The 22,354-nt window shown below is 71.9% G+C and carries 23 protein-coding genes; 6 read left to right on the forward strand and 17 right to left on the reverse strand.

Annotation, left to right across the window (positions count from 1 at the left end; genetic code table 11):
- Positions 1-119 precede the first annotated feature (119 nt).
- Genes ACRQ4C_RS16995 through folE form a run of 3 tightly spaced genes read right to left on the reverse strand, consistent with a single transcriptional unit; the run spans position 120 to position 2,433 of the window.
- On the reverse strand, positions 120-872 hold the full coding sequence (locus ACRQ4C_RS16995; RefSeq protein ID WP_439689510.1) for a pyrimidine reductase family protein: 753 nt from the start codon (positions 870-872) through the stop codon (positions 120-122).
- On the reverse strand, positions 869-1,807 hold the full coding sequence (gene folP / locus ACRQ4C_RS17000; RefSeq protein WP_439689511.1) for a dihydropteroate synthase: 939 nt from the start codon (positions 1,805-1,807) through the stop codon (positions 869-871). Before folP ends, ACRQ4C_RS16995 begins: the two co-directional genes overlap by 4 nt.
- Positions 1,804-2,433, reverse strand: a complete 630-nt coding sequence (gene folE / locus ACRQ4C_RS17005) for a GTP cyclohydrolase I (protein WP_400412032.1) — start codon at positions 2,431-2,433, stop codon at positions 1,804-1,806. The genes folP and folE overlap by 4 nt, the downstream gene beginning before the upstream one ends.
- Positions 2,434-2,572: 139 nt before the next feature.
- Between folE and ACRQ4C_RS17010 the strand changes: the two genes are divergently transcribed.
- Complete coding sequence (locus ACRQ4C_RS17010; RefSeq protein ID WP_290133500.1) at positions 2,573-4,042, forward strand: NCS2 family permease; 1,470 nt, start codon at positions 2,573-2,575, stop codon at positions 4,040-4,042.
- 94 nt (positions 4,043-4,136) lie between these two features.
- Here ACRQ4C_RS17010 and ACRQ4C_RS17015 read toward each other — a convergent pair whose 3' ends face one another.
- Positions 4,137-4,613: a hypothetical protein gene (locus ACRQ4C_RS17015; protein ID WP_439689512.1), complete on the reverse strand. Its 477-nt coding sequence runs from the start codon at positions 4,611-4,613 to the stop codon at positions 4,137-4,139.
- Between the two features lie 150 nt (positions 4,614-4,763).
- Here ACRQ4C_RS17015 and ACRQ4C_RS17020 point away from each other — a divergent pair, with 150 nt between their 5' ends.
- From ACRQ4C_RS17020 to ACRQ4C_RS17030, 3 genes are read left to right on the forward strand one after another with little or no spacing between them, the layout of a single operon-like run.
- Entirely contained in the window at positions 4,764-5,027 is a 264-nt protein-coding gene (locus ACRQ4C_RS17020; RefSeq protein ID WP_290133498.1) for a hypothetical protein, read from the forward strand.
- Between the two features lie 26 nt (positions 5,028-5,053).
- Positions 5,054-5,569, forward strand: a complete 516-nt coding sequence (locus ACRQ4C_RS17025) for a DUF1697 domain-containing protein (RefSeq protein WP_439689513.1) — start codon at positions 5,054-5,056, stop codon at positions 5,567-5,569.
- Complete coding sequence (locus ACRQ4C_RS17030; protein WP_439689514.1) at positions 5,566-5,979, forward strand: VOC family protein; 414 nt, start codon at positions 5,566-5,568, stop codon at positions 5,977-5,979. The genes ACRQ4C_RS17025 and ACRQ4C_RS17030 overlap by 4 nt, the downstream gene beginning before the upstream one ends.
- 51 nt (positions 5,980-6,030) lie before the next feature.
- Here ACRQ4C_RS17030 and ACRQ4C_RS17035 read toward each other — a convergent pair whose 3' ends face one another.
- Both ACRQ4C_RS17035 and ACRQ4C_RS17040 read right to left on the reverse strand, forming a co-directional pair.
- A complete protein-coding gene (locus ACRQ4C_RS17035) occupies positions 6,031-8,541 on the reverse strand; it encodes a glycoside hydrolase family 65 protein (RefSeq protein ID WP_439689515.1) in 2,511 nt (836 codons plus the stop codon).
- A 64-nt stretch (positions 8,542-8,605) separates the two neighbouring features.
- Positions 8,606-9,373: an HAD family hydrolase gene (locus ACRQ4C_RS17040; protein ID WP_439689516.1), complete on the reverse strand. Its 768-nt coding sequence runs from the start codon at positions 9,371-9,373 to the stop codon at positions 8,606-8,608.
- 163 nt (positions 9,374-9,536) lie between these two features.
- Between ACRQ4C_RS17040 and ACRQ4C_RS17045 the strand changes: the two genes are divergently transcribed.
- Positions 9,537-10,895 carry an APC family permease gene (locus ACRQ4C_RS17045; protein ID WP_439689517.1) on the forward strand — a complete coding sequence of 453 codons (1,359 nt, stop codon included), beginning with the start codon at positions 9,537-9,539 and terminating at the stop codon, positions 10,893-10,895.
- On the opposite strand, the gene ACRQ4C_RS17050 is transcribed toward ACRQ4C_RS17045, so the two are convergent.
- Positions 10,885-11,439: an AAA family ATPase gene (locus ACRQ4C_RS17050; protein ID WP_290133493.1), complete on the reverse strand. Its 555-nt coding sequence runs from the start codon at positions 11,437-11,439 to the stop codon at positions 10,885-10,887. The two genes, ACRQ4C_RS17045 and ACRQ4C_RS17050, sit on opposite strands and share 11 nt — an antisense overlap.
- Positions 11,440-11,533: 94 nt before the next feature.
- Between ACRQ4C_RS17050 and ACRQ4C_RS17055 the strand changes: the two genes are divergently transcribed.
- On the forward strand, positions 11,534-12,001 hold the full coding sequence (locus ACRQ4C_RS17055) for an NUDIX domain-containing protein (protein ID WP_439689518.1): 468 nt from the start codon (positions 11,534-11,536) through the stop codon (positions 11,999-12,001).
- Here ACRQ4C_RS17055 and ACRQ4C_RS17060 read toward each other — a convergent pair.
- The 10 genes from ACRQ4C_RS17060 to kdpF all read right to left on the reverse strand — a co-directional run bounded on the left by ACRQ4C_RS17060 (position 11,943) and on the right by kdpF (position 22,118).
- Positions 11,943-12,683 (reverse strand): alpha/beta hydrolase, encoded by a 741-nt coding sequence (locus ACRQ4C_RS17060; RefSeq protein ID WP_439689519.1) that lies wholly within the window; start codon positions 12,681-12,683, stop codon positions 11,943-11,945. The two genes, ACRQ4C_RS17055 and ACRQ4C_RS17060, sit on opposite strands and share 59 nt — an antisense overlap.
- Complete coding sequence (locus ACRQ4C_RS17065) at positions 12,680-13,189, reverse strand: GNAT family N-acetyltransferase (RefSeq protein ID WP_439689520.1); 510 nt, start codon at positions 13,187-13,189, stop codon at positions 12,680-12,682. Before ACRQ4C_RS17065 ends, ACRQ4C_RS17060 begins: the two co-directional genes overlap by 4 nt.
- 9 nt (positions 13,190-13,198) lie before the next feature.
- Positions 13,199-13,396: a hypothetical protein gene (locus ACRQ4C_RS17070; RefSeq protein WP_439689521.1), complete on the reverse strand. Its 198-nt coding sequence runs from the start codon at positions 13,394-13,396 to the stop codon at positions 13,199-13,201.
- A gap of 264 nt (positions 13,397-13,660) precedes the next feature.
- Positions 13,661-14,161, reverse strand: coding sequence for a helix-turn-helix transcriptional regulator (locus ACRQ4C_RS17075; protein ID WP_439689522.1), 501 nt, complete (start codon positions 14,159-14,161; stop codon positions 13,661-13,663).
- Positions 14,162-14,281: 120 nt separating this feature from the next.
- Complete coding sequence (locus ACRQ4C_RS17080) at positions 14,282-14,983, reverse strand: response regulator (protein ID WP_400412006.1); 702 nt, start codon at positions 14,981-14,983, stop codon at positions 14,282-14,284.
- Complete coding sequence (locus tag ACRQ4C_RS17085) at positions 14,980-17,472, reverse strand: sensor histidine kinase (RefSeq protein WP_290133486.1); 2,493 nt, start codon at positions 17,470-17,472, stop codon at positions 14,980-14,982. Before ACRQ4C_RS17085 ends, ACRQ4C_RS17080 begins: the two co-directional genes overlap by 4 nt.
- 147 nt (positions 17,473-17,619) lie before the next feature.
- Positions 17,620-18,219 carry a potassium-transporting ATPase subunit KdpC gene (gene kdpC, locus ACRQ4C_RS17090; RefSeq protein ID WP_439689523.1) on the reverse strand — a complete coding sequence of 200 codons (600 nt, stop codon included), beginning with the start codon at positions 18,217-18,219 and terminating at the stop codon, positions 17,620-17,622.
- Between the two features lies 1 nt (position 18,220).
- The gene (gene kdpB, locus ACRQ4C_RS17095; RefSeq protein WP_439689524.1) at positions 18,221-20,314 is read right to left on the reverse strand and encodes a potassium-transporting ATPase subunit KdpB; all 2,094 of its coding nucleotides are present in this window, start codon (positions 20,312-20,314) and stop codon (positions 18,221-18,223) included.
- 29 nt (positions 20,315-20,343) lie between these two features.
- The gene (gene kdpA / locus ACRQ4C_RS17100) at positions 20,344-22,029 is read right to left on the reverse strand and encodes a potassium-transporting ATPase subunit KdpA (RefSeq protein ID WP_290133483.1); all 1,686 of its coding nucleotides are present in this window, start codon (positions 22,027-22,029) and stop codon (positions 20,344-20,346) included.
- A complete protein-coding gene (gene kdpF / locus ACRQ4C_RS17105; RefSeq protein WP_042724093.1) occupies positions 22,029-22,118 on the reverse strand; it encodes a K(+)-transporting ATPase subunit F in 90 nt (29 codons plus the stop codon). Before kdpF ends, kdpA begins: the two co-directional genes overlap by 1 nt.
- Positions 22,119-22,354 lie beyond the last annotated feature (236 nt).

A 22,354-nucleotide genomic window follows, 5' to 3' on the forward strand; every position in this document is an offset into this window, starting at 1 on the left:
CGGCAGGCCGCACGAGACTCGGCAGCCGCGCCCCGAGACTCGGCGTGGGCGACGTTTCCCGCGCTCCAGAGCGCAAGCGGCGTCGCCCACCACGGGACTCGGCCACACGCGGCGCGGCGTCAGGCGCGCACGTACCGCGTCAGGAGCACCCCGTCGGCGCCGAGGAGGACGTGCGCGGGACGCATGCGTCGCAGCCCTGCCGCGGCCGACGACCCGGACGGCGCCGTGGCGATCCGCGGCCCCTCCCCGCCCTCGAGCGTGGGATCCACCGTCAGGGTCAGCTCGTCCACGAGGTCCGCCGCGATGAGCGCCCCGAAGAACGACGGCCCGCCCTCGCAGTGGATGCGTTCGAGTCCACGGTCGCCCAGCGCCCGCACGACGGCGGTGACGTCCACCGAGTCGTCCCCGCATGCCACGACGTCCGCGACCTCCGCGAGTGCCCGACCCCGCTCCGACGCCGCGCCGGACGCCGAGGTCAGCACGATCGGGCGCACCGGCGCCTCGGTGAACACCCGCGACGACGGGTCGAGGCCCGCCGAGCCCGTGACGATCGCGAACACCGGGTGGTCCGGCATCCCGTGCGCACGACGCCAGTCGACGTCGGCGTCGTGCAGGACCATCGGGCCGTACTCCTCGTCGCGGACGGTGCCGGCGGCGACGAGGACCACGTCGGCCGTACGGCGCAGGAGGTCGAACACGCGGAGGTCGTCGTCGCCGCCGAGGTCGGCCGTCCGACCGCCGGCCGAGGCCGACCCGTCGAGCGTCGTGACGAAGTTCACGCGGAGCCAGGGGCCGTCCGGGACGCCGTCGGCGTAGAGCGCGAGCAGGTCCTCGTCGGAGTGGTCGGCGATGGACGGGGGCAGGGCGTTCACGTGTTGTGCCTCGCTTCCACGGGTTCGCGCCAGCCGAGGACCGCCTCGACCATGCGCATGGCGTCGACGCTCTCGACGACGTCGTGCATCCGGACGATCCGGGCGCCGAGCATCGCGCTGACGGTGGCGGCGGCCAGCGAGCCCGACAGCCGCTGCCCCCGGGGCCGCCCGAGCGACTCCCCCACGAAGTCCTTGTTCGACACGGCCGCGAGGACCGGGTACCCGAGCGCCACCACCTCGGGCAGCCGACGCGTGAGCTCGAGGGTGTGCACGGTGTTCTTGTTGAGGTCGTGGCCCGGGTCGACGATGATCCGCGACTCCGGGATGCCCGCGGCGAGTGCTCGGTCGACTCGTTCGCGCAGGAAGTCCACGACCTCCCGGCCGATGTCGTCGTAGTGCGGCGGCTCGGGCAGCTCCTGTCGGGGCGGGGCGGTCGAGTGCGTGATGACGATCGTCGCGTCGGAGTCGGCGACGACGGCGGCCATCCGCGGGTCCGACAACCCGGTCGTGTCGTTGACGACGCTGGCACCGGCGGCGATCGTGGCCTCGGCGACCTCGGGGCGGAAGGTGTCGACCGAGATCACGACGTCGGACTCCTGCGCGAGCTGGGCCACCACCGGCAGGACCCGGTCGAGCTCGTCGGCGGCGGAGAGTTCCGGCCCCGGCGCGAACTTCACGCCGCCGATGTCGACCCAGTCGGCGCCCTGCTCGGCGGCACGGACGGCGGCGGCCACGGCCTGGTCGAGCGCGAACGTCGCTCCCTGGTCGTGGAAGGAGTCGGGCGTGCGGTTCACGATCGCCATGACGGCGACGCGGTGCTCGAAGTCGAACGTGCGGCGGCCGATCGTGCGGACCGGGTCGCGCAGGTCGGGAACCACCCAACCGGGTTCGGTCGTGACGGCTCGGAGGCTCGGATCGCGCTGCTCGGTCGTCATGCGTCGGTCCCGTGGTCGGCCCCGGCTGCGGGTCCGCCGGCGGCGCCGACGCCCGCGCCGATGAGGGCGATCGCCTCGGCGCGGCCGGCCGGCGTGGCGAGGGTCCCGGTGGCGGCGACCGTCACCGTGGTCGAGCCGGTCTGGCGTTCACCGCGCGTCGTCACGCACTGGTGCTGGGCGTCGAGGACGACGAGCACGCCGGTCGCGTCGAGGCCCTCGGCGATGGTGGCCGCGACCTGCTCACCGAGCCGCTCCTGGAGCTGCGGGCGCGAGGCCACGGCGTCGAGCACGCGCGAGAGCGTCCCGAGGCCGATGAGCTGGTCGCCGGGTGCGTAGGCGAGGTGCGCGACGCCGATGAAGGGCAGCAGGTGGTGTTCGCACATCGACCGGAACTTCACGTCGCGGACGATCACGAGCTGCCCGCGATCGCCGTCCTCGGCGTGCACGACGCCGTCCCGGGCGATCGCGACGGCGTCGGTCCCGATGCCGGAGAAGAACTCCGCGTAGGAGTCCGCGACGCGCCCCGGGGTGCGGGCGAGTTCGGGGCGGTCGGGGTCGTCGCCGACGGCGAGGAGGAGCTCGCGCACGGCGGCTTCGATCCGCGCGCGGTCCAGTCGTTCGTTCACGTCCTCATCCAACACCGTCGCTGGCCGCAGAACGCGAGCGGGCACCCGAGGTGACGTACCCCGCGGAGGCGAGCCGTGCCTCCCGGCCGACGCTCCCGGCGCGACGCGCCGCGCTCCCAGCGTTCTGTAAACTCGTCCGGTGAGCGCCCAGCAGACCGACACGCCGCCCCGGAACCGCTTCGCGTCCGGCCTCGACCGCTACTTCTCGATCACGAGCCGCGGGTCGACGATCCCCCGAGAGATCCGTGGTGGTCTCGTCTCCTTCGTGACGATGGCCTACATCGTCATCCTCAACCCGCTGATCCTCGGTGGGTTCAGCGCCGACCAGGCCGCGAAGGACGTCACCGGCGGCTGGCTCGAGAACGCCCAGGTCGCCGCGGCCACCGGTCTCGTCGCCGGCCTCATGACCATCGCGATGGGCGTCGTCGCGAACCTCCCGTTCGGCATCGCGGCGGGCCTCGGCATCAACTCGTTCCTCGCCGTGAGCGTCGTGAAGCAGGTCACGTGGGCCGAGGCGATGGGACTCGTCGTCATCAACGGCGTCATCATCGTGATCCTCGCGTTGACGGGCATCCGGACGATGATCTTCACGGCGGTGCCCGCCCAGCTCAAGGCCGCGATCACGGTGGGGATCGGCCTGTTCATCGCCTTCATCGGCCTCGTCGACTCCGGCTTCGTGCGGTCGTCCGGGCTGGCCTCGCCCCCGCTGCAGCTCGGCGAGGACGGCTCGGTCGGGGCGCTCCCGACGATCGTGTTCCTCATCGGCCTCGTCATCATCGGCACGCTCATGGCCCGCCGCGTGAAGGGCGCCCTGCTCATCGGCATCGTGGCGACCACGATCATCGCGATCATCCTGCAGGCGATCTTCCAGGTGCCGACCTCGGTCGAGTCGAAGACCGGCTGGAACCTCAACGCCCCGGGCCTGCCCTCGGCGCTGTTCGCTGTGCCGGACCTGTCGCTCGTCGGGCACTTCGACTTCGGTGCCTTCAGCCGCATCGGCCCGCTCGCCGCGTCGATGCTCGTCTTCACCCTCGTCTTCACGAACTTCTTCGACGCGATGGGCACGATGACCGGTCTCGCGAAGGCCGCCGGGGTCGCACACCCCGACGGCACCTTCCCGCGGCTCAAGTCGGCGCTCGTCGTCGAGGGCGTCGGTGCGATCGCCGGCGGTGGCGCCTCGGTGTCGTCGAACACGGTGTTCATCGACTCCGCGGCCGGCATCGGCGAGGGCGCCCGCACGGGCATGGCCTCGGTCGTGACCGGCGTGCTGTTCCTGGCGTCGATGTTCCTCACGCCGCTGACGCAGGTCGTCCCGCTCGAGGTCGCCGCCGCCGGGCTCGTCGTCGTCGGCGCGCTCATGGTCGCGCAGGTGGCGGACATCTCGTGGACGGACTTCGGGTCGGCGCTGCCGGCGTTCCTCACGATCGTCGTCATGCCGCTGACCTACTCGATCGCGAACGGCATCGGCGCAGGCTTCATCAGCTGGGTGCTCATCAAGCTGCTGTCCGGCCGGGGCCGCGAGGTCTCGTGGCTCCTGTACGTCGTCGCGTTCGGCTTCCTGCTGTACTTCGCGCGCGGGCCGCTGGAGGCGCTGCTCGGCGTCGGCTGACGCGCGCGTTCACTTCCGCGAAAGCGACAGTCCTCGGTGACCTGGTCATCGAGGACTGTCGCTTTCCGCGCGGATTCGACCTGGAGGCGCGGTGTCAGTCCGGCAGGTCGGACGGGCGGGCCTCGTGGTGGCGTCGACCCTGCGTGCGCCGGTCCTCCTTCATGCCCGCCTCGAACAGGTGGCGCTTCCCACCGACGAGCTGGTCACGGGCGGTCTGCTCGAGCTCCTTGGCGAGCGCGTAGTAGCCGTCGTCGTAGTCCTCCATGATCTGGAAGGTCCACCGGCCCGCGATGACGTTGCGCCCGAGGAGCTCGGTGTCGATGCGGTCGGCGAGGTCGGTGTGCCCGGCCTTCCGGAGCTGCTCGACGGCGTCGCCGAGGTCGAGGTCGGCCTTGCCCGTGAGGCGGTGGAAGCCGTACAGCAGACCCCGCGCGTGCTCGATGACCTCGAGCGCCGCGGACAGCGTGCCGAGCGCCTCGACGGTCGCCTCGGACACCCCCTCCGGGACCTGGTGCGCTGTGTCCGGTCCCTGGTCGTCGGATCCGTGGTCGTCGTGTCGCTCGTCCGTCATGCGTCTCGTCTACCGGAGCGCCGCTGCGGCTGCTCCGAGGTCGGCGTCCCCCGGCCCGGAGCCGTCCGTCCGCACGCCGCACCGGGCCGTTGCCGAGCGGCCGGTCGTGGCCTACCATTCGAACACACGTTCGAACAGCAGGAGGTCATCGTGGTGATCATCGACACGGCAGCGACGGTCTGGTGGACCGCCGGCGTTCCCGATCGGCTGGTGTGGTCGGGCCGTCGCTGGCGGGTCACGGACACACCGACACGGCTCACCGTCACGCGGGCGGAGCTGCCGACGGCGATCACGCACGCTCCCGAGCGGACCGTCGGGTGGCGCTTCCAGGCGACCGCGGAGGACGGCGAGACCCTCGTCGTCGACATCGTGCCCGAGGGCGGCGGCTGGGGTGTGGCCCGGACGTGGACGTGACCGCGACGGCGCGCTACGGTCCGGACATGACCAGGTGGATCGCGCTGCTCCGTGGCGTCAACGTGAACGGCATCACCATCCGGAGCGCGGACCTCGCCGAGACGTTCCGCGGGCTCGGCCACGAGGACGTCCGGACGGTGCTCGCCTCCGGCAACGTGGTCTTCACCGCGACCGGCGACGCGACCGCGATCAAGGCCGGTGTCGAGCACGCACTCCGGGACCGCTTCGGGTACGACGCCTGGATCGTGCTGCTCCGGCACGACGACCTGGCGGGCATCGTGGACGGGTTCCCCTTCCCCTCCGCGCCCGACCGGCACGACTACGTCGTCTTCGCGTCGGAGGCTGCGGCCCTCGACGACCTGCTGGCCGACCGCGCGCCCGACGATCCGGTGGAACGGGTCGCCCGGGGCGACGGCGTCGTGTACTGGTCGTGCCCGAAGGGGTCGAGCACGGACACGGCCTTCGCGAAGCGTGCGGCAGCGGCGCGGTTCAAGCGCACGACCACGACGCGGAACACGAACACGCTCCGGAAGCTCCTGTGACCCGCGTTCCCGACGGTGTCCGACGTGGTGCCCTGCACCACGTCGAGTTGCGTGTCGCCGACCTCGATCGAGCCGAGCCGACGTGGGGGTGGCTGCTCGGCGAGCTCGGGTACGAGCCGTACCAGCGGTGGGACCACGGACGGAGCTGGATCGCAGGCGGCACGTACATCGTCCTCGAGGCGGCACCGCTCGACGGCACCCACGACCGGCGCCGACCCGGCCTGAGCCACCTGGCGTTCCACGCCGGCACCCCAGCCGACGTCGACCGCCTCTGGCACGCGGCCCCGGCGCACGGGTGGACGCACCTCTACGCCGACCGGCACCCGTATGCCGGCGGACCGGACCACCACGCGGCGTTCCTCGAGGACGCCGAGCGGGCGAAGGTGGAACTGGTGGCGACCACCCGCTGACGCGCGCCGACACGGCGGACGCGCCCCGGGCCTCCAGGCCGACCGCCGGTGCTACGCGGTCGTCTCGTCCACCTCGAACTGCCGCTCCAGCGAGATCGTCGGGATCGACGCGGTGATGACCGACCCGTCGGCACGGAGCGTGCCCTGGATGTCGCTCGTCGTCGGTGCCCGCCCGGTCATGCGCGGCCCCTGGTGCGGCAGCGGCACCACGGTGGGCTCCGCGGCGGAGAGGTCCCACTGCTGGTTGTGCACCCACACGGTGAAGCCGTCGCCCTGCTCGATCGTGAACGTGAGGGTGTCCTGCTCGAGATCGACCTTCACACGCGAGCCCCGGACGTTCAGCCGGTAGGTGATGCGCTCCCACGTCCTCGGCAGCCGGGGGTTGAAGGTCATGCGTCCGCCGTGGTCCCGCATGCCGCCGAACCCGTTGACGAGGGCTCCCCAGATCCCGCCGGTCGAGGCGATGTGCACACCGTCAGCGGTGTTGCCGTGCAGGTCCGCCAGGTCGACGTACAGCGCGGTCTGGAAGTACTGCTCCGCGAGCTCGCAGTAGCCGACCTCGGCCGCCATGATCGACTGCACCACGGCGGACAGGGTCGAGTCGCCCGTGGTCAGCGCGTCGTAGTAGTCGAAGTCACGACGCTTCTCGGCAGCGGTGAACTCGTGGCCCTGCAGGAACAGCGCGAGCACGACGTCCGCCTGCTTGAGCACCTGGAACCGGTAGATCACCAGCGGGTGGTAGTGCAGCAGCAGCGGCCGCTTCGACTCCGGCGTGTTCTCGAGGTCCCAGAGCTCCTTGTCGAGGAACTGGGCGTCCTGCGGGTGGATGCCGCGGTGCGGGTCGAAGGGGATCTCCATCGACTCGGCGGCGTGCTCCCAGCCCTGGACCTCGTCCTCCTGGAGCCCGGTGCGCCGGACCATGCGGCCGTACTCCTCCGGGTCGTCGACGGCGAGCTCGCGGCAGGCCTGCACGGCGGACCAGAGGTTCGCCCGGGCCATGACGTTCGTGTAGAGGTTGTCGTCGACCACGGTCGTGTACTCGTCCGGCCCGGTGACGCCGTCGATGTGGAACTTCTTGTCGCCGTTGGACCGCCAGAACCCGAGGTCCTCCCACAGCCGAGCGGTCTCGACGAGGATGTCGATCGCGCCGCGCTTGAGGAACTCCTTGTCACCGGAGGCCCGCACGTACTGCATGAGGGCGTGGGCGATGTCCGCGTCGATGTGGTACTGCGCGGTGCCGGCGGCGTAGTAGGCCGAGGACTCCTCGCCGTTGATCGTCCGCCACGGGAAGAGCGCCCCGTGCTGGTTCAGCTCGCGCGCCCGGGAGCGGGCGGCGTCGAGCATGTTGTAGCGGAAGCGGAGGGCGTTCCGCGCGACGATCGGCGCCGTGTATGACAGGAACGGCAGGACGTAGATCTCCATGTCCCAGAAGTAGTGACCGCCGTACCCGGACCCGGTGACGCCCTTCGCAGCGATGCCGTGCCCGTCCGTGCGGGCCGTCGCCTGCGCGAGCATGAAGAGGTTCCAACGAACGGCCTGCTGCACGTCGGGCTTGCCGGGGATCTCGACGTCACTCCGGGCCCAGTAGTCGTCCATCCAGGCGCGCTGCGTGGCGAACACGTCGTCGACGGTCTCGGCGTGGGCACGGTCGAGCGTGCGGTCGCAGCGGTCGGCGAGTTCGCGCGCGGGGACGCCGCGGGACGTGTGGTAGACGATGCTCTTCACGAGGCGGATCGGGACACCGGCCCGCGCCTGCACCCGGTACACGTGCTTCGCGAGGTCGTCCTCGATCGACGACGACTCGTCCCACGAGTTGTCGGTCTCGAGGTGGTGCTCCACGCCCACGCAGATCGTCATGCCCGAGCTGGCGGCCTGGTAGCCGAGGAGCGACCGCGCACCCGTGCTGCGCTTGAGCTTCGGCTCGAGGACACGCTCGGTGAACGCCTCGGCCTTGCGCGGGTCGAAGGCGTTCGCGGCGGCGCGCATGCCCGCGTGGTACTCGTCCTGGACGTCCTGCCGGTTGAGGATCTGGCTGGAGAGGAGGATCGAGGCGTCGGCGTCGAGGACGGTGACCTCGTAGTCGATGACGGCGAGGTGCCGGTCGGTGAACGACACGAGGCGGCGCGAACGGATGAGGACCCGCTTGCCCGACGGTGTCGACCACTCGGTCTCGCGGAACAGGTAGCCGCCACGGAACTCGAGGCGGCGCGTGTGCCGGAGGATGTCGGCCTCGGCCAGGACGAGCGGCTCGTCGTCGACGTAGAGCCGGATCACCTTGGCGTCGGGCGCGTTGATGATCGTCTGCCCGGTCTTCGCGAAGCCGAAGGCGTCCTCGGCGTGCCGGATGGGCCAGGTCTCGTGGAACCCGTTGACGTACGTGCCGTACTGGACGCCGCCACGGCCCTCGTCGAGGTTGCCGCGGAGGCCCAGGTAGCCGTTGCCGACCGCGAAGTTCGTCTCTGCCACGCCCTGCTCGTCCGGCGTGTACTCGGTCTCGACGAGCGCCCACTCGTCGATCGGGTAGCGAACGCGGTCGAGCGGGTCCGAGGTGATGGGGTTCATGCTGCTCCGTGGGGGAGGGAGGTGCGGCGGCGGGTCGTGGCGGCCCGGGAACGGCCGCCGTCCGTCAGGTCGCGGGGGTGGAGACGGGGCGGAGGTCGTCGACGAGGTCGGCGAGGTCCTCGACGACCAGGTCCGCGCCGTGGGCCCGCAGTGCGTCCGCGCCGGCTCCACGGTCCACACCGATCACGAGTCCGAAGCCGCCGTTGCGACCGGCTTCGACCCCGCTTGTGGCGTCCTCGACGACCACGCACTCGGCAGCGGTGAGACCGAAGCGGCTCGCGGCGTCGAGGTAGGTGTCCGGCGCGGGCTTGCCCTCGAGCGCGTCCTGCCGGGCGACGAGGCCGTCGACGATGACCGGGAAGCGTTCGAGGATGCCGGCCGTCCGGAGCACCGACACTGCGTTCGCCGAGCTCGACACGACGGCGACCGAGTACCCGGCGTCGATCGCGGCGACGAGGAACCGGTGCGAGCCCGGGTACGGCTCGACCCCGTGCTCGTCCAGCTCGGCCGTGAACTCGGCGTTCTTCCGGTTGCCGAGGCCGCAGACGGTGTCGGCCGACGGGTCGTCGTCGGGGGTGCCCTCCGGCAGGTCGATGCCGCGCGACGCGAGCAGCGACCGGACCCCGTCGTAGCGGGGCTTGCCGTCGATGTGGTCGAAGTAGTCCTGCTCGGTGTACGGCGCGACGCCCTGCGCGGCGAGGTACGGCATGAACAGGCGGCTCCACGCGCGCATGTGCACCTCGGCGGTCGGCGTGAGGACGCCGTCGAGGTCGAACAGCAGCGCGCGCTGATCCGCGAGGCGGGCAGGGGTGGGCCGGTCCGGTGCGGTCATGCGCCCACTCTAGGACCGCTCCCGCCGGTGCACTCAGACGCGACGCCGATGTGTGGAGAGAGTTCACCGAGAGCGGAGTGTGCAGGACTCCGCGCGATGCGGACGGACCGGTGAGGCCGCTCGGGAGCACTCGGACACCCTGACGGGGACGGAAGGCACCACCATGACCAGCGACACCGCCGAACGCTCCGCTCCGGGACAGCCGGAGTCGAAGCTCCACCAGGCGATCACCGGCCCGCTCCTCTACCTGTTCATCCTCGGCGACGTCCTCGGCGCCGGCATCTACGCCCTGATGGGGACGCTGTCGGAGGACGTCGGTGGGGCGCTCTGGGCACCGCTCGTCCTCGCCCTGCTGCTGGCCCTGCTCACCGCGGGCTCCTACGCCGAGCTCGTCACGAAGTACCCGAAGGCCGGCGGCGCAGCGGTGTTCGCCGAGCGGGCGTACAAGGTGCCCCTCGTGTCGTTCCTCGTCGGGTTCAGCATGCTCGCCGCCGGGGTCACGAGCGCCGCCGGGCTGTCCCTCGCGTTCGCGGGCGACTACCTCGGCACGTTCGTCGACCTGCCGCCCGTGCCCACCGCGATCGTCTTCCTCGCGCTCATCGCCTGCCTCAACGCCCGCGGCATCTCGGACTCACTGAAGAGCAACGTCGTCATGACGATCATCGAGGTGTCGGGCCTCGTCATCGTGATCGTCGTCGTGGCCGTGATGCTCGGCGCCGGAGGCGGCGACGTGAGCCGCGTCGGTGCGTTCCCGGCGGACGCGAACCCGGCGCTCGCGACCCTGAGCGCCGCCATCGTCGCCTACTACTCGTTCGTCGGCTTCGAGACGAGCGCCAACGTCGCCGAGGAGGTCCGCGAACCCCGCCGTGTCTACCCGAAGGCCCTGTTCGGCGCCCTCGCGACCGCCGGCGTCGTCTACGTGCTCGTCGGCCTCGCCAGCGCGATCGCGCTGCCCGCCTCCGAGTTGGAGGGTTCGTCCGGTCCGCTCCTCGCCGTGGTCTCGGCCTCGGGCGTCCCGATCCCGGACTGGGTGTTCAGCCTGATCGCCCTCGTCGCGGTGGCGAACGGCGCCCTGCTCACGATGATCATGGCGAGCCGCGTCACGTACGGCATGGCCGAGCAGCGACTCCTGCCCGCAGTGCTGGCGAAGGTCCTCCCGAACCGGGGGACCCCGTGGACCGCCATCGTCGCGACCACCGTCGTGGCGATGCTCCTCACCCTCGTCGGTGACGTCGGCACCCTCGCCGAGACCGTCGTGCTCCTGCTCCTGTTCGTCTTCATCAGCACGAACGTCGCCGTCCTCGTCCTCCGCCGCGACCGCGTGGAGCACGACCACTTCAGGGTGTGGACGTTCGTCCCGGTGCTCGGCGTCGCGTCGTGCGTCCTGCTGCTCACGCAGCAGAGCGGGCAGGTGTGGCTGTACGCCGCACTGCTGCTCGCCGTCGGCGTCGTGCTGTACTTCATCGCACGGGCAACGCGACGGCGCTCGTCGCACACCCGGGAGACCGACGTCACCCGTTGACGGAGCCCGCCGCCACCGCGGCGAGGACCGCGTCGATCTCGTCGACGACGTCCGCGACGCCCTGGTCCGGACCGCCCACCCGCTGGACGCGGGTACGGGTGGCGAGGAATGCCTCCAGTCCGACGTGCACGTCCACCATCCGGTCGCCGCCGAGGTCACCGTGCACGCTCGGTCCCTCCGCGGCCCGCGTCGCGAAGCGACGGTCCGCCTCCGCCGCGTCGGCGCGCAACGCGAGCTCCACGAACACCGCTCCCGAGTCGGTGGCGAGCGCGGCGAGGTCGTCGACGAAGTCGGCCCGGCGGGCGTACTGGGGAACGATCACGTCGCGGCCGGACCGCAGGTGTGCCCCGATCGCCGCCGTGGCCATCACCCGCGCGGCCTCCCCGGCAGGACGCAGTGCCGTCCGCCACCCGCCGATCATGGCGCGCAGGACGTCGATGTCGAACGCCACCGGTAGGTCCGGAGCGTGCCGCTCGGCCCACGCGCGGGCGACCGTCGACTTGCCGCTCGCCGGGATGCCGTTGAGGAGGACGAGGAACGCCATGCGCCGATGCTGCCAGCCACCGGTTGCAGTCGCCAGGGCGAGTCATCGGCCGGGAGGCACGGCTCACCTCCTCGACGCGGCGTACGGTGACGACGTGTCTGCTCCAGGTCCGCTTCGCCTCCGCGCGGCCGCCGTCGCGGTCCGCGACGGCCGGGTGCTCGTCGTCCTCCGCGAGCGCGACGGACGGCGCTACGCCGTCCTGCCCGGCGGGGGCGTCGAGCAGGGCGAGACCCCGCAGCGGGCTTGTCTCCGCGAGCTCCGCGAGGAGACCGGACTCGACGGCGAGGTGGTCGCCCTCCTGCCGGTCGGCCTCGACCGCGCTGCGCCCGCCGTGTACCTCCACGTCGAGGCCGGACCGGGTGTGCCCGCGCTGGCGACCGACGCGCCGGAGCGAGCCGGCGCTTCGCAGACGAACCGCTACCGGCCGGCGTGGGTGCCGGTCGCGGACGTCGAAGCGGTCGGGCTGGTGCCGCCGCTCGCCGTCGACGCGGTGCGGATGGCCGTCAGCGCAGGTCGGTCCCCGGGGGCAGTGCGCGCACCCACCGTTCGACCGCCGCGCTGATCTCGCCGCGGGCCTCGGCCGGGGAGATCGTCGCCGTACGGTCACCGGGCTGGTCGCCGTACGCGCCGAACTCCGCGTGGTTCGAGCCCTGGACCTCGACCATCGTGGCGGTGGACGGCAGGAGGTGCCGGGCCGCGTCGACCTTCGCCGGGGTGGACAGCCCGTCGCGCGAGCCGGAGACGCTGAGGACCTGGATGTACGAGCGGCTGATGTCGTTCGCGCAGTAGCTCCCGAGGAGCAGCAGCCCGTCGGCGTCCTTCGCGAGCTGGCAGGCGCGGACACCGCCGAGGGAGTGTCCGCCGACGGCCCACGTCGTGACCTCCGGGGCGTGCGCCTCGAACGTCGAGAGCGGCCGGGTGTCGAAGAACGCGAGGTTGAGCGTCGGCTTCGTGATCACCACCGTCGTCCCGGTCGCGACCACCTGCCGGAACGTCGCCATGTACGCGTACGGGTCGACCTTCGCGCCGGGGATGAACACGATCCCCTTGCCGTCGGCCTGCCCGGTCGGCGTCATCACGATCGAGTCGCCGGCGTCACGGACGGCGACCCGGTCGTCACGCCAGACCTGCAGCGCGGCGCTCCGGGTCCCCTGCATGACGATGTTGGCGTACACGAGGAACACCACGGCGACCAGCACCACGGCTGCGACGATCCACGCGGTGATGCGCAGTGCTCGGTTCACGATCGTTCCTCCAGGTCGCGTCGCATGACGAGTTCGCGCCGGCCGTCCGGCAGCAGGTCCCCCGGCTCGTCCGTCACCGAGAACCCGGCGCGGGCGTAGGTCTCCTGCGCGTCGCGGTTGTCGGGCATCACGGAGAGCACGAGTTCGTGTGCGCCGCACTCGGCCGCCCAGTCCGCGACGGCGTCGATCAGCAGACGGGCGACCCCGCGGCGACGGGCCACCGGGTGGACCCACATCGAGATGAGCTCGGCGCGGTGCGGGTCGTCGGCGTCCGGGACCCCGCTCGCCATCCCGATCGCTCGACCGTCGCCGCTGTCCGTGTCGACCGCCAGGAGGTCGATCGCTCCTGGGAGCGAGAGCCGGGTCCGCCAGCGGTGCTCCGGAGCGTCCCGCCAGTCGTCGAGTCGTGAGCCGAACGCGTCCGGGGCATCGGCGAGCGCCGCGAGTCGGACCGGGCGCCACGTTGCCCAGTCCTCGGCGGTCACCCGGCGCAGCTCGATCGTCACGAGGGGACGCTACAGCGGGCGGCTCCACGCGACCTCCCGGCCGAGCTGCCCTGTCCGACGGAAGAGGGCGACCTGGCTGGTGTCCGCGAGGACCGCCGCCAGGGTCTCGCGGTCCGCGGGGCGGAACCCGAGCCCCTGCCAGAACGGGCCGGACCGGCGGCTGAACAGCCACGCTCGATCGGCACCCGTCGAGACGGCCTGCTCCATCGCGAAGATCGCGAGCCGACCCCGGCGCCGGAGCCGCGGCGCTGCGGACCGACGGCGACGCTGCGGAGGAGGGCGTGCCTCCCGTCCGACGAGGTCTCGGAGCCCGTGGAAGCGACGACCGAGCCGGCCACGTCCCGGACGACCCACAGGCGCACACCCGGTGTGCCGAGGCCTGCGACGGTGAGGTCGTTCGCCGTCAGGAACGTACGGACGTCCTCGACGTCCGCCGCCCCGACGGGCGCGATCGACGTGTCGGGTGGGGAGTCATCCCGCGGCACGCGACGACCCGTCGTCGTGGCGGGAGAGCGGGTACCGGCGGTCGAGCCGCGGCGCGAGGACGACGTCGACGACCACCCGTCCGACCAGTCGACCCAGGACCCAGTACGCCCCGACGGCGAGGAACACGAGGGGTGACCAGACGTGGAGCACCAGGAGCACGACGGTGGCGATGCCGAATCCGATCCCGATCGCCGTGTACAGGGACCAGAAGCCCGCGACCGCCCGGTCCCGCGCGGCCTGGTCGGAGGCGGTCCGCTCGTCGAGGCCCCGCACGCCGGGATCGAGGTCCGCCGACTCCTCCGACGCGAAGAGGTCCCGCACGGGGACGTCGAGCGCACGGGCGATCGCGCTGAGCGTCTCGAGGCTGGCGTCCTTGCCGGACTCGAGCCGCTGCACCGTCCGGACAGCGATCCCGCTCGTCTCGGCCAAGCGTTCCTGGGTCCAGCCTCGCTCGCGTCGGAGGGCTGCGATCCGCATCTCGTTCATGACCCCGAGCCTCGGAACCGCGCGGGTCCGGACACCACGACACGGACCCGACACCTGCCCGCCAGCGTGCCGACAGGGACCCGCCAGCCGGTCGGCAGGGCACGGCGACCGCCCGACGACTCACGCGTGGCCGGGGCTGAAGCGGTACCCCATGCCCGACTCGGTGACGAGGTAGCGCGGGTTCGCGGGGTCCGGCTCGAGCTTCCGCCGGAGCTGGGCCATGTACAGCCGGAGGTACCCGGAGTCGTTGCCGTGCGACGGTCCCCACACCTCGGTGAGGAGCATCTCGCGGGTCATCAGCCGGTCGGGGTTCGTCACGAGGACCTCGAGCAGCCGCCACTCCGTCGGGGTGAGGCGGATCGCGGGACCCGCGGGCGGGGTCACCTGCTTGGCGACGAGGTCGACGACGAGGTCGCCGATCGCCACGGTCGGTGCTCCCCCGGCGGACGCGGCGACCGCGGCCTGCCGACGGCCGAGCGCACGGAGCCGGGCGAGGAGCTCGTCCATCTGGAACGGCTTCGTCACGTAGTCGTCGGCGCCGGCGTCGAGTGCGTCGACCTTGTCGGACGAGTCGGTCCGGCCGGAGAGCACGAGCACCGGCACCTGCGTCCAGGCGCGGAGGCCCTCGAGCACGCCGATGCCGTCGAGACGGGGCATACCGAGGTCGAGCAGCACGAGGTCGGGGCGTTCGGTGATGACGGCGTCGAGCGCGGCGCGGCCGTCGCGGGCGGTGACGACGTCGTACCCGCGGGCGGCGAGGGTGACGGCGAGCGCGCGGACGAGCTGGGCGTCGTCGTCGGCGATGAGGACCTTGGTGCTCACAGGACCGACACCCCCACGTGTCCGGCGATCGGCAGCCGCACGACGACGGTGAGTCCGCCTCCGGGGGTGTCGTCGACCTCGATGGTGCCGCCCATGCCCTCGGTGAACCCGCGGGCGAGCGCGAGCCCGAGGCCGAGGCCGGTGTCGTTGTCGGTGTCGCCGAGCCGCTGGAACGGTTGGAACACCTCGCCGCGGCGGTCCTCGGGGATGCCGGGGCCGTGGTCGGCGACGCGGAGCTCGACCCCGCCGCCGAAGGCGCTCGCGGCGACGCGGACGCGGGTGCCCTCGGGGGCGTAGCGGCTGGCGTTGGCGAGCAGGTTCACGACGACGCGCTGGAGCAGCACGGGGTCGGCGAGGACGGGCGGCAGGTCGGCGGGGAGGTCGAGGTCGACGTCCTCCGGCCCGAGTTCGAGCTCGTCGAGGGCGGGCGCGACGACCGTCTCGAGCGCGGTGGGAACGGGCCGGGCGGCGAGCACCCCCGCCTGCACGCGGCTGACGTCGAGGAGGTCTGCCAACAGCACCGCGAGGTGTCCGAGGCTCTCGTCGGCGGTCGCGAGCAGTGCCTCCCGGTCGGCGTCGGACAGGGTGATGTCGGCGGCGCGGAGGGTCTGCACGGCCGCCGAGGCGGCCGCGATCGGCCGACGCACGTCGTGGCCGACGGCCGCGAGGATGGCGCTGCGCACGCGGTCCGCCGCGGCGATCCGCTCCGCGTCGACCGCCGTGCGGGTCAGTTCGCGGTGCTCGACCGCTGCGTCGAGCTGCTGCTCGACGACGCGCAGCAGCCGGCGCTGGGTCGGGTCGTCGGGTGCGCCCGCGAACTCCAGGACGGCGCCGGACGGGAGGCTCGTGGTGGCGTCCGGGACGTCGCCGAACTCCCCCGACGTGGCCGGGACCTCGTCGCCCTGCCGGATCCGGACACCCGCGAACCCGAAGGCCTCGCGGGTGCGGTCGAGCAGTGCCTGGAGGGCGTCGTCGCCGCGGAGGACGCTGCCGGCGATCCCGACGAGGAGACCCGATTCGGCGGCGGCACGGCGGGCAGCGCGCGAGCGTCGTGCCGAGCGGTCGACCACGAAGCTCACGAGCACGGCGCTGACGACGTACATCACGAGCGCGACGAGGTGCCAGGGCTGCTGGACGGTGACCATGTAGAGGGGTTGCACGAAGAAGAAGTCGAGGCTCAGTCCGGAGAGCACGGCGGCGAACACCGCGGGCCACATGCCGCCGACGAGCGCCACGACGAGCACGAGCAGCTGGTACGCGAGCACGTCGACCGTGATGGCGTCGGGATCGGTGCCGAGGGAGAGCAGCCACGTCAGGAGTGGCCCCGCCACGAGCGAGAGGACGAACGCGGCGACGATGCGGCCGCGCGACAGGCTGCCCCCGAGCTTCGGGAGCGCGAACCCGCCGCCGGCTCGCTCGTGCGTGACGACGTGCACGTCGATGTCGCCCGACTCGCGGACGACCGTGTTGCCGATGCCCGGACCGGTCAGTGCTGCGGCGAGGCGACTCCGCCGGCTGACCCCGATCACGATCTGGGTGGCGTCGATCGACTTCGCGAACCGCACGAGGGTCCCCGGGACGTCGTCTCCCACCACCTGGTGGTACGTCCCGCCGAGCTGCTCGAGCAGGGTCCGCTGCTTCCCGAGGGCGCCGGGGTGCCGGACGCGGAGCCCGTCGTTCGTCGTGACGTGCACCGCGGCGAGCTCGCCGCCGGCGCTGCGTGCGGCGATGCGCGCCGCGCGCCGGAGCAGCGTCTCGCCCTCGGGCCCGCCGGTGAGGGCCACGAGGACCCGCTCCCGCGCCTCCCAGCGGTGGTCGATGCCGTGCTCGGCGCGGTAGGCGCGCAGGGCGTCGTCGACCTCGTCGGCGAGCCAGAGCAGGGCGATCTCACGGAGGGCGGTGAGGTTGCCGAGCCGGAAGTAGTTCGACAGTGCTGCGTCGATCCGGGCCGCCGGGTACACGAGGCCGTCGGAGAGCCGGTCGCGCAGGGCCGCCGGGGACAGGTCGACGACCTCGATCTGGTCGGCGGCGCGGACCACGGCGTCGGGGACGGTCTCGCGCTGCACGGTGCCGGTGATCTCGCGGACGACGTCACCGAGGGACTGCATGTGCTGGACGTTCACGGTCGAGATGACACTGATCCCCGCGGCGAGCAGCGCCTCGACGTCCTGCCAGCGCTTCTCGTTCCGGCCGTCCGGGGCGTTCGTGTGGGCGAGCTCGTCGACGAGCGCGACGTCGGGACGCCGGGCGAGGACGGCGTCGAGGTCCATGTCGTCGAGGGTCACGCCGCGGTGCTCGACGATCCGCCGTGGGACGACCTCGAGGCCGTGCACCAGGGCGGCGGTGGCGGCGCGCTCGTGGGTCTCGACGACGGCGACGACCACGTCCCGGCCCTCGGCGGCCATCCGGTGTCCTTCCTCGAGCATCGTGTACGTCTTGCCGACGCCGGGCGCGGCACCGAGCAGGACCCGCAGCTTGCCTCGCTTCACGTGCTCATCCTCTCGCGTCGGGGTCGTCGTGGTGGTGGTGGTCGGGGTCGTGGTGCCGACGCGCCTCGCACGACCGAAGTCGGTCCGCACCACGGTTCGGCGCGGTTCGAGGTGACTTCGGTTGTGCGGACGCGACCGGCACCATCGTCAGGACGCCTTCGCGAGCGCCAGGTTCAGCTCGAGCACGTTCACGACCGGCTCGCCGAGGAACCCGAGCTGCCGCGCCTCGGTGTGCTGCTCCACGAGCTTCCGCACCACCGTCTCGGACAGACCACGGGCGGACGCCACCCGCGCCACTTGCTGCATCGCGTAGGCGGGGCTGATGTCCGGATCGAGGCCGGAGCCGGACGCGGTGACGGCATCAGCGGGGACCGACGACTCGGCGACCCCGTCGGCCTTCGCCACCGCGGCACGACGTTCCTCGATCGCCTTGAGGAGGTCGGGGTTGTTCGGGCCGAGGTTCGAGCCGCTCGACGCGTTCGCGTCGTAGCCCTGCTCGCCCGCGGCGCTCGGACGGGACTGGAACCACCGCGCCGAGCCGGACCCCTCGAACGACTGGCCGATGAGCGACGACCCGACGACCTTTCCGTCGGCGGAGTTGACCATCGAACCGTTGGCTTGGTCGTGGAAGGCGGCCTGGCCGACGCCCCACACCGCGAGCGGGTACGCGACGCCGAGGACGACGGTGCTGAGGAGGGTGAGGCGGACGGCCACACCGATCGAACGGAACGAAGACGAACGAGACATGTCAGAACCCCGGGATGAGACCGACCACGAGGTCGATCAGCTTGATGCCGATGAAGGGGACGATCACGCCGCCGAGCCCGTAGACGAGCAGGTTGCGGCCGAGGATCGACGAGGCCGAGGCGGCGCGGTACTTGACGCCGCGCAGCGACAGCGGGATGAGCGCCACGATGACGAGCGCGTTGAAGACGACGGCCGACAGGATCGCGGACGACGGGCTGTGCAGCCCCATGATGTTCAGTGCCGCGAGGCCCGGGAACGCCAGCTGGAACATGGCCGGGATGATCGCGAAGTACTTCGCGACGTCGTTGGCGATCGAGAACGTGGTGAGTGCGCCGCGGGTGATGAGCAGCTGCTTGCCGATCCGGACGACGTCGATGAGCTTGGTCGGGTCGGAGTCGAGGTCGACCATGTTGCCCGCCTCCTTCGCCGCCGTCGTGCCGGTGTTCATCGCGACGCCGACGTCCGCCTGGGCCAGCGCCGGGGCGTCGTTCGTGCCGTCGCCGGTCATCGCGACGAGGTTGCCGCCCTCCTGCTCCTTGCGGATCAGGGCGAGCTTGTCCTCCGGGGTGGCCTCGGCGAGGAAGTCGTCGACGCCGGCCTCAGCCGCGATGGCCTTCGCCGTACGGGGGTTGTCGCCCGTGATCATCACCGTGCGGATGCCCATCTCGCGGAGCTGCGCGAACCGGGCGGACATGCCGTCCTTCACGACGTCCTTGAGGTGCACGACGCCGAGCAGGTCGACGGCACCACCGGGCGCGCGACGGGCGACGACGAGCGGGGTGCCGCCCTGGTCGGAGACCTCGGCAACGGTGGCGTCGATCGCGGCGGTGACGGCCAGGTCGGCTGCCCCGGCCCACGCGAGCACCGCGGCCGCGGCACCCTTCCGGACCTCGGTGCCGTCGGTGAGGTCGAGGCCCGACATGCGCGTCTGCGCGGTGAACGGCACCTCGACGGCTCCGGCGGGCAGCGCGGTGGCCACGCCGGCCGCCTCGGCGAGCGAGACGATCGAGCGCCCCTCGGGGGTGCTGTCGGCAGCGGAGGACAGTGCGGACGCCTCCATCAGGTCGGCCTCGCTGACGCCCGGCACCGGCACCACGCGGGATGCCTGGCGGTTGCCGTACGTGATCGTCCCGGTCTTGTCGAGCAGCAGGGTCGTGATGTCCCCGGCGGCCTCGACCGCACGGCCGGACATCGCGAGCACGTTGTGCTGCACGAGACGGTCCATGCCGGCGATGCCGATCGCGGAGAGCAGCGCGCCGATGGTGGTCGGGATGAGGCAGACGAGCAGGGCGATGAGCACCGGGATGCTCACGGTCGCGCCGACGAGCCCGGCGATGGGCTGCATGGTGAGGCAGACGATCACGAACACGATCGACAGCGACGCGAGCAGGATGTTCAGCGCGATCTCGTTCGGCGTCTTCTGCCGGGCAGCACCCTCGACGAGCCGGATCATCCGGTCGATGAAGGTCTCACCCGGGGTCGAGGTGATGCGCACGACGATCCGGTCGGACAGCACCCGGGTCCCGCCGGTGACGGCACTGCGGTCGCCGCCGGACTCGCGGATCACCGGCGCCGACTCCCCCGTGACCGCGGACTCGTCGACGGAGGCGATGCCGTCGATGACGTCGCCGTCACCAGGGATGACCTCACCCGCGACGACCACGACGACGTCGCCCTTGGCGAGGTCGACGGACGCGACCTCCTCGGTCTGGTTGCCGGTGGCGGCCGGGTCGGCGGCGTCGTACCCGAGGACCCGGCGGGCGCTCGTGGTCGAGCGGGTCTTGCGGAGGGTGTCGGCCTGCGCCTTGCCGCGGCCTTCGGCCACGGACTCGGCGAGGTTCGCGAAGACCACCGTCAGCCACAGCCAGACCGCGATCGCGATCGTGAACGCGGACGGCTCGACGAACAGCGAGACGGTCGTGAGGGCTGCGCCCACCTCGACGATGAACATGACGGGGTTGCGCCACATGAGACGCGGGTCGAGCTTGCGCAGGGCGCCCGGGAGGCCCGCCACCAGTTGGCGGGGCCCGAACGCGGACGAGGTGGTCGGCCTGGAGGCGGTGGTCGCCTCCGGCACGGAGGTCGCGGTGGTCATGGCGTGGTCCTTGGACGTCGACGGTGCGTTCATCGTGCGAGCGCTTCTGCGAGGGGTCCCAGTGCGAGCACCGGGAAGTAGGTGAGGGCGGTGACGATGACCGCCACGCCACCGAGGAGGCCGATGAACAGCGGCCGGTGGGTCGGGAGGGTGCCGGCGGTCGCCGGGACCTTGTCCTGCTGGGCGAGGGAGCCGGCGAGCGCCAACACGAGGGCGATCGGCAGGAAGCGTCCGAGGAGCATCACGACGCCGAGCGAGGAGTTCATCCACGTCGTGTTCGCGGTGATCCCGCCGAACGCCGAGCCGTTGTTGTTCGCGCCGGACGTGTAGGCGTAGAGGAGCTCGGACAGGCCGTGGTTGCCCGGGTTGAAGATGCTCGTGCCGACGACCTGCTCGCGGACGCCGGGGATCACGAGGGACAGTCCGGTGGCGAGCAGCACGAGCGTCGGGGTGACGAGGATGTACAGCGCCGCGAAGGTCATCTCACGTGCGCGGATCTTCTTGCCGAGGTACTCCGGGGTCCGTCCGACGAGCAGGCCACCGATGAAGACCGTGATCACGGCGAGGACGAGCATGCCGTAGAGGCCCGACCCGACGCCGCCGGGGCTGATCTCGCCGAGCATCATGTTGAGCATCGCCATCATCCCGCCGATCGGCGTGAAGCTGTCGAACATGCCGTTCACGGCGCCGGTCGAGGTCGCGGTCGACGTCGTGCCGAAGAGGGTCGTGCCGAGGATGCCGAAGCGCATCTCCTTGCCCTCCATCGCCGCTCCGGCCGCGTGGGTGGCGGTGCCGGCTCCCCCGAGTTCGGCGATCGACATCACCGAGAGCGACACGAGGAAGATCGCTCCCATGACGGCGAGGATCGCGTAGCCCTGGCGGTCGTCGCCGACGAGTCGGCCGAACGTGCGCGGCAGCGAGAACGGGATCACGAGCATGAGGAAGACCTCGACGAGGTTCGTCCACGCCTGGGGGTTCTCGAACGGGTGCGCCGAGTTCGCGTTGAAGTACCCGCCGCCGTTCGTCCCGAGTTCCTTGATGGCCTCCTGCGACGCGACGAAGCCGTCCGGGATGTGCTGGGTCCCACCGACCAGGGTGGTCACGTCCGTGCCGGCGCCCCACGACTGGATGACGCCTCCCGCGACCAGGACGATCGCGAAGACGAAGGCGCCCGGGAGCAGGAGCCGGACGGTGCCGCGCACGATGTCGACCCAGACGTTGCCGAGCGTGCCGGACTTCCGACGGGCGAAGCCGCGGACCAGTGCCACGGCGACCGCGAGGCCGACCGCTGCCGACAGGAAGTTCTGCACCGCGAGGCCCGCCATCTGCACGGAGTACCCGACGGTGGCCTCGGGCGAGTACGACTGCCAGTTCGTGTTCGCCACGAAGGACGCCGCCGTGTTGAACGCGAGCGACGGCCCGACGTTCGGCAGCCCGAGGTCACCCGGCAGCACGACCTGGATGCGCTGCAGGAGGTAGACGACGAGCAGGCCGACGACGCTGAAGAGCAGCACGCCGCGGAGGTACGCGGGCCAGGACTGCTCGGCGTCCGGGTCGACGCCGATGATCCGGTAGGCCCCGCGCTCCACCCGGCTGTGCCGCACGGGCGTGTAGACGCTCGCCATCCAGTCACCGACGGGTCGGTAGCAGACGACGAGGAGCAGGACGAGGAGTGCGACCTGGGCGATGCCCGCCCACGTGTCCCCCGCGCTCATCAGAACTTCTCCGGCCGGACGAGTGCCCAGACGAGATAGACGACAGCGGCGACGCCGAGGACGGCCGCGGCGATGGTGATGCCGATCACAGCCGCTCCAGCCCCTTGGCGATGAGGGCGACCACGCCGAACACGGCGAGGACACCGGCGACGACGAACACGTCGAACACGAGGACTCCGTAGGTTGCACGGGCCCGGCACCGGACGGCGCGGACCGCACCATTCCTGGTGCGTCACCGATGGTGCGACCGGTGTCGTGCCTCCAGGCCGGTCCTAACGGATCCCTGACGGCGTCCTGACGGACGCATGCGCGGTCCTAACAGGAC

This window comes from Curtobacterium sp. SP.BCp (genome assembly GCF_051903255.1).
In the GTDB taxonomy this organism is placed as follows: domain Bacteria; phylum Actinomycetota; class Actinomycetes; order Actinomycetales; family Microbacteriaceae; genus Curtobacterium.

What these genes read in the sequence shown, in the direction of transcription:
- folP (WP_439689511.1), bottom strand. Translation starts at nt 1,807, where the DNA reads ATGACGACCGAGCAGCGCGATCCGAGCCTCCGAGCCGTCACGACCGAA.
- ACRQ4C_RS17015 (WP_439689512.1), bottom strand. Translation starts at nt 4,613, where the DNA reads ATGACGGACGAGCGACACGACGACCACGGATCCGACGACCAGGGACCG.
- ACRQ4C_RS17025 (WP_439689513.1), top strand. Translation starts at nt 5,054, where the DNA reads ATGACCAGGTGGATCGCGCTGCTCCGTGGCGTCAACGTGAACGGCATC.
- ACRQ4C_RS17035 (WP_439689515.1), bottom strand. Translation starts at nt 8,541, where the DNA reads ATGAACCCCATCACCTCGGACCCGCTCGACCGCGTTCGCTACCCGATC.
- ACRQ4C_RS17040 (WP_439689516.1), bottom strand. Translation starts at nt 9,373, where the DNA reads ATGACCGCACCGGACCGGCCCACCCCTGCCCGCCTCGCGGATCAGCGC.
- ACRQ4C_RS17045 (WP_439689517.1), top strand. Translation starts at nt 9,537, where the DNA reads ATGACCAGCGACACCGCCGAACGCTCCGCTCCGGGACAGCCGGAGTCG.
- ACRQ4C_RS17050 (WP_290133493.1), bottom strand. Translation starts at nt 11,439, where the DNA reads ATGGCGTTCCTCGTCCTCCTCAACGGCATCCCGGCGAGCGGCAAGTCG.
- ACRQ4C_RS17070 (WP_439689521.1), bottom strand. Translation starts at nt 13,396, where the DNA reads ATGGAGCAGGCCGTCTCGACGGGTGCCGATCGAGCGTGGCTGTTCAGC.
- ACRQ4C_RS17075 (WP_439689522.1), bottom strand. Translation starts at nt 14,161, where the DNA reads ATGAACGAGATGCGGATCGCAGCCCTCCGACGCGAGCGAGGCTGGACC.
- kdpC (WP_439689523.1), bottom strand. Translation starts at nt 18,219, where the DNA reads ATGTCTCGTTCGTCTTCGTTCCGTTCGATCGGTGTGGCCGTCCGCCTC.
- kdpB (WP_439689524.1), bottom strand. Translation starts at nt 20,314, where the DNA reads ATGACCACCGCGACCTCCGTGCCGGAGGCGACCACCGCCTCCAGGCCG.
- kdpA (WP_290133483.1), bottom strand. Translation starts at nt 22,029, where the DNA reads ATGAGCGCGGGGGACACGTGGGCGGGCATCGCCCAGGTCGCACTCCTC.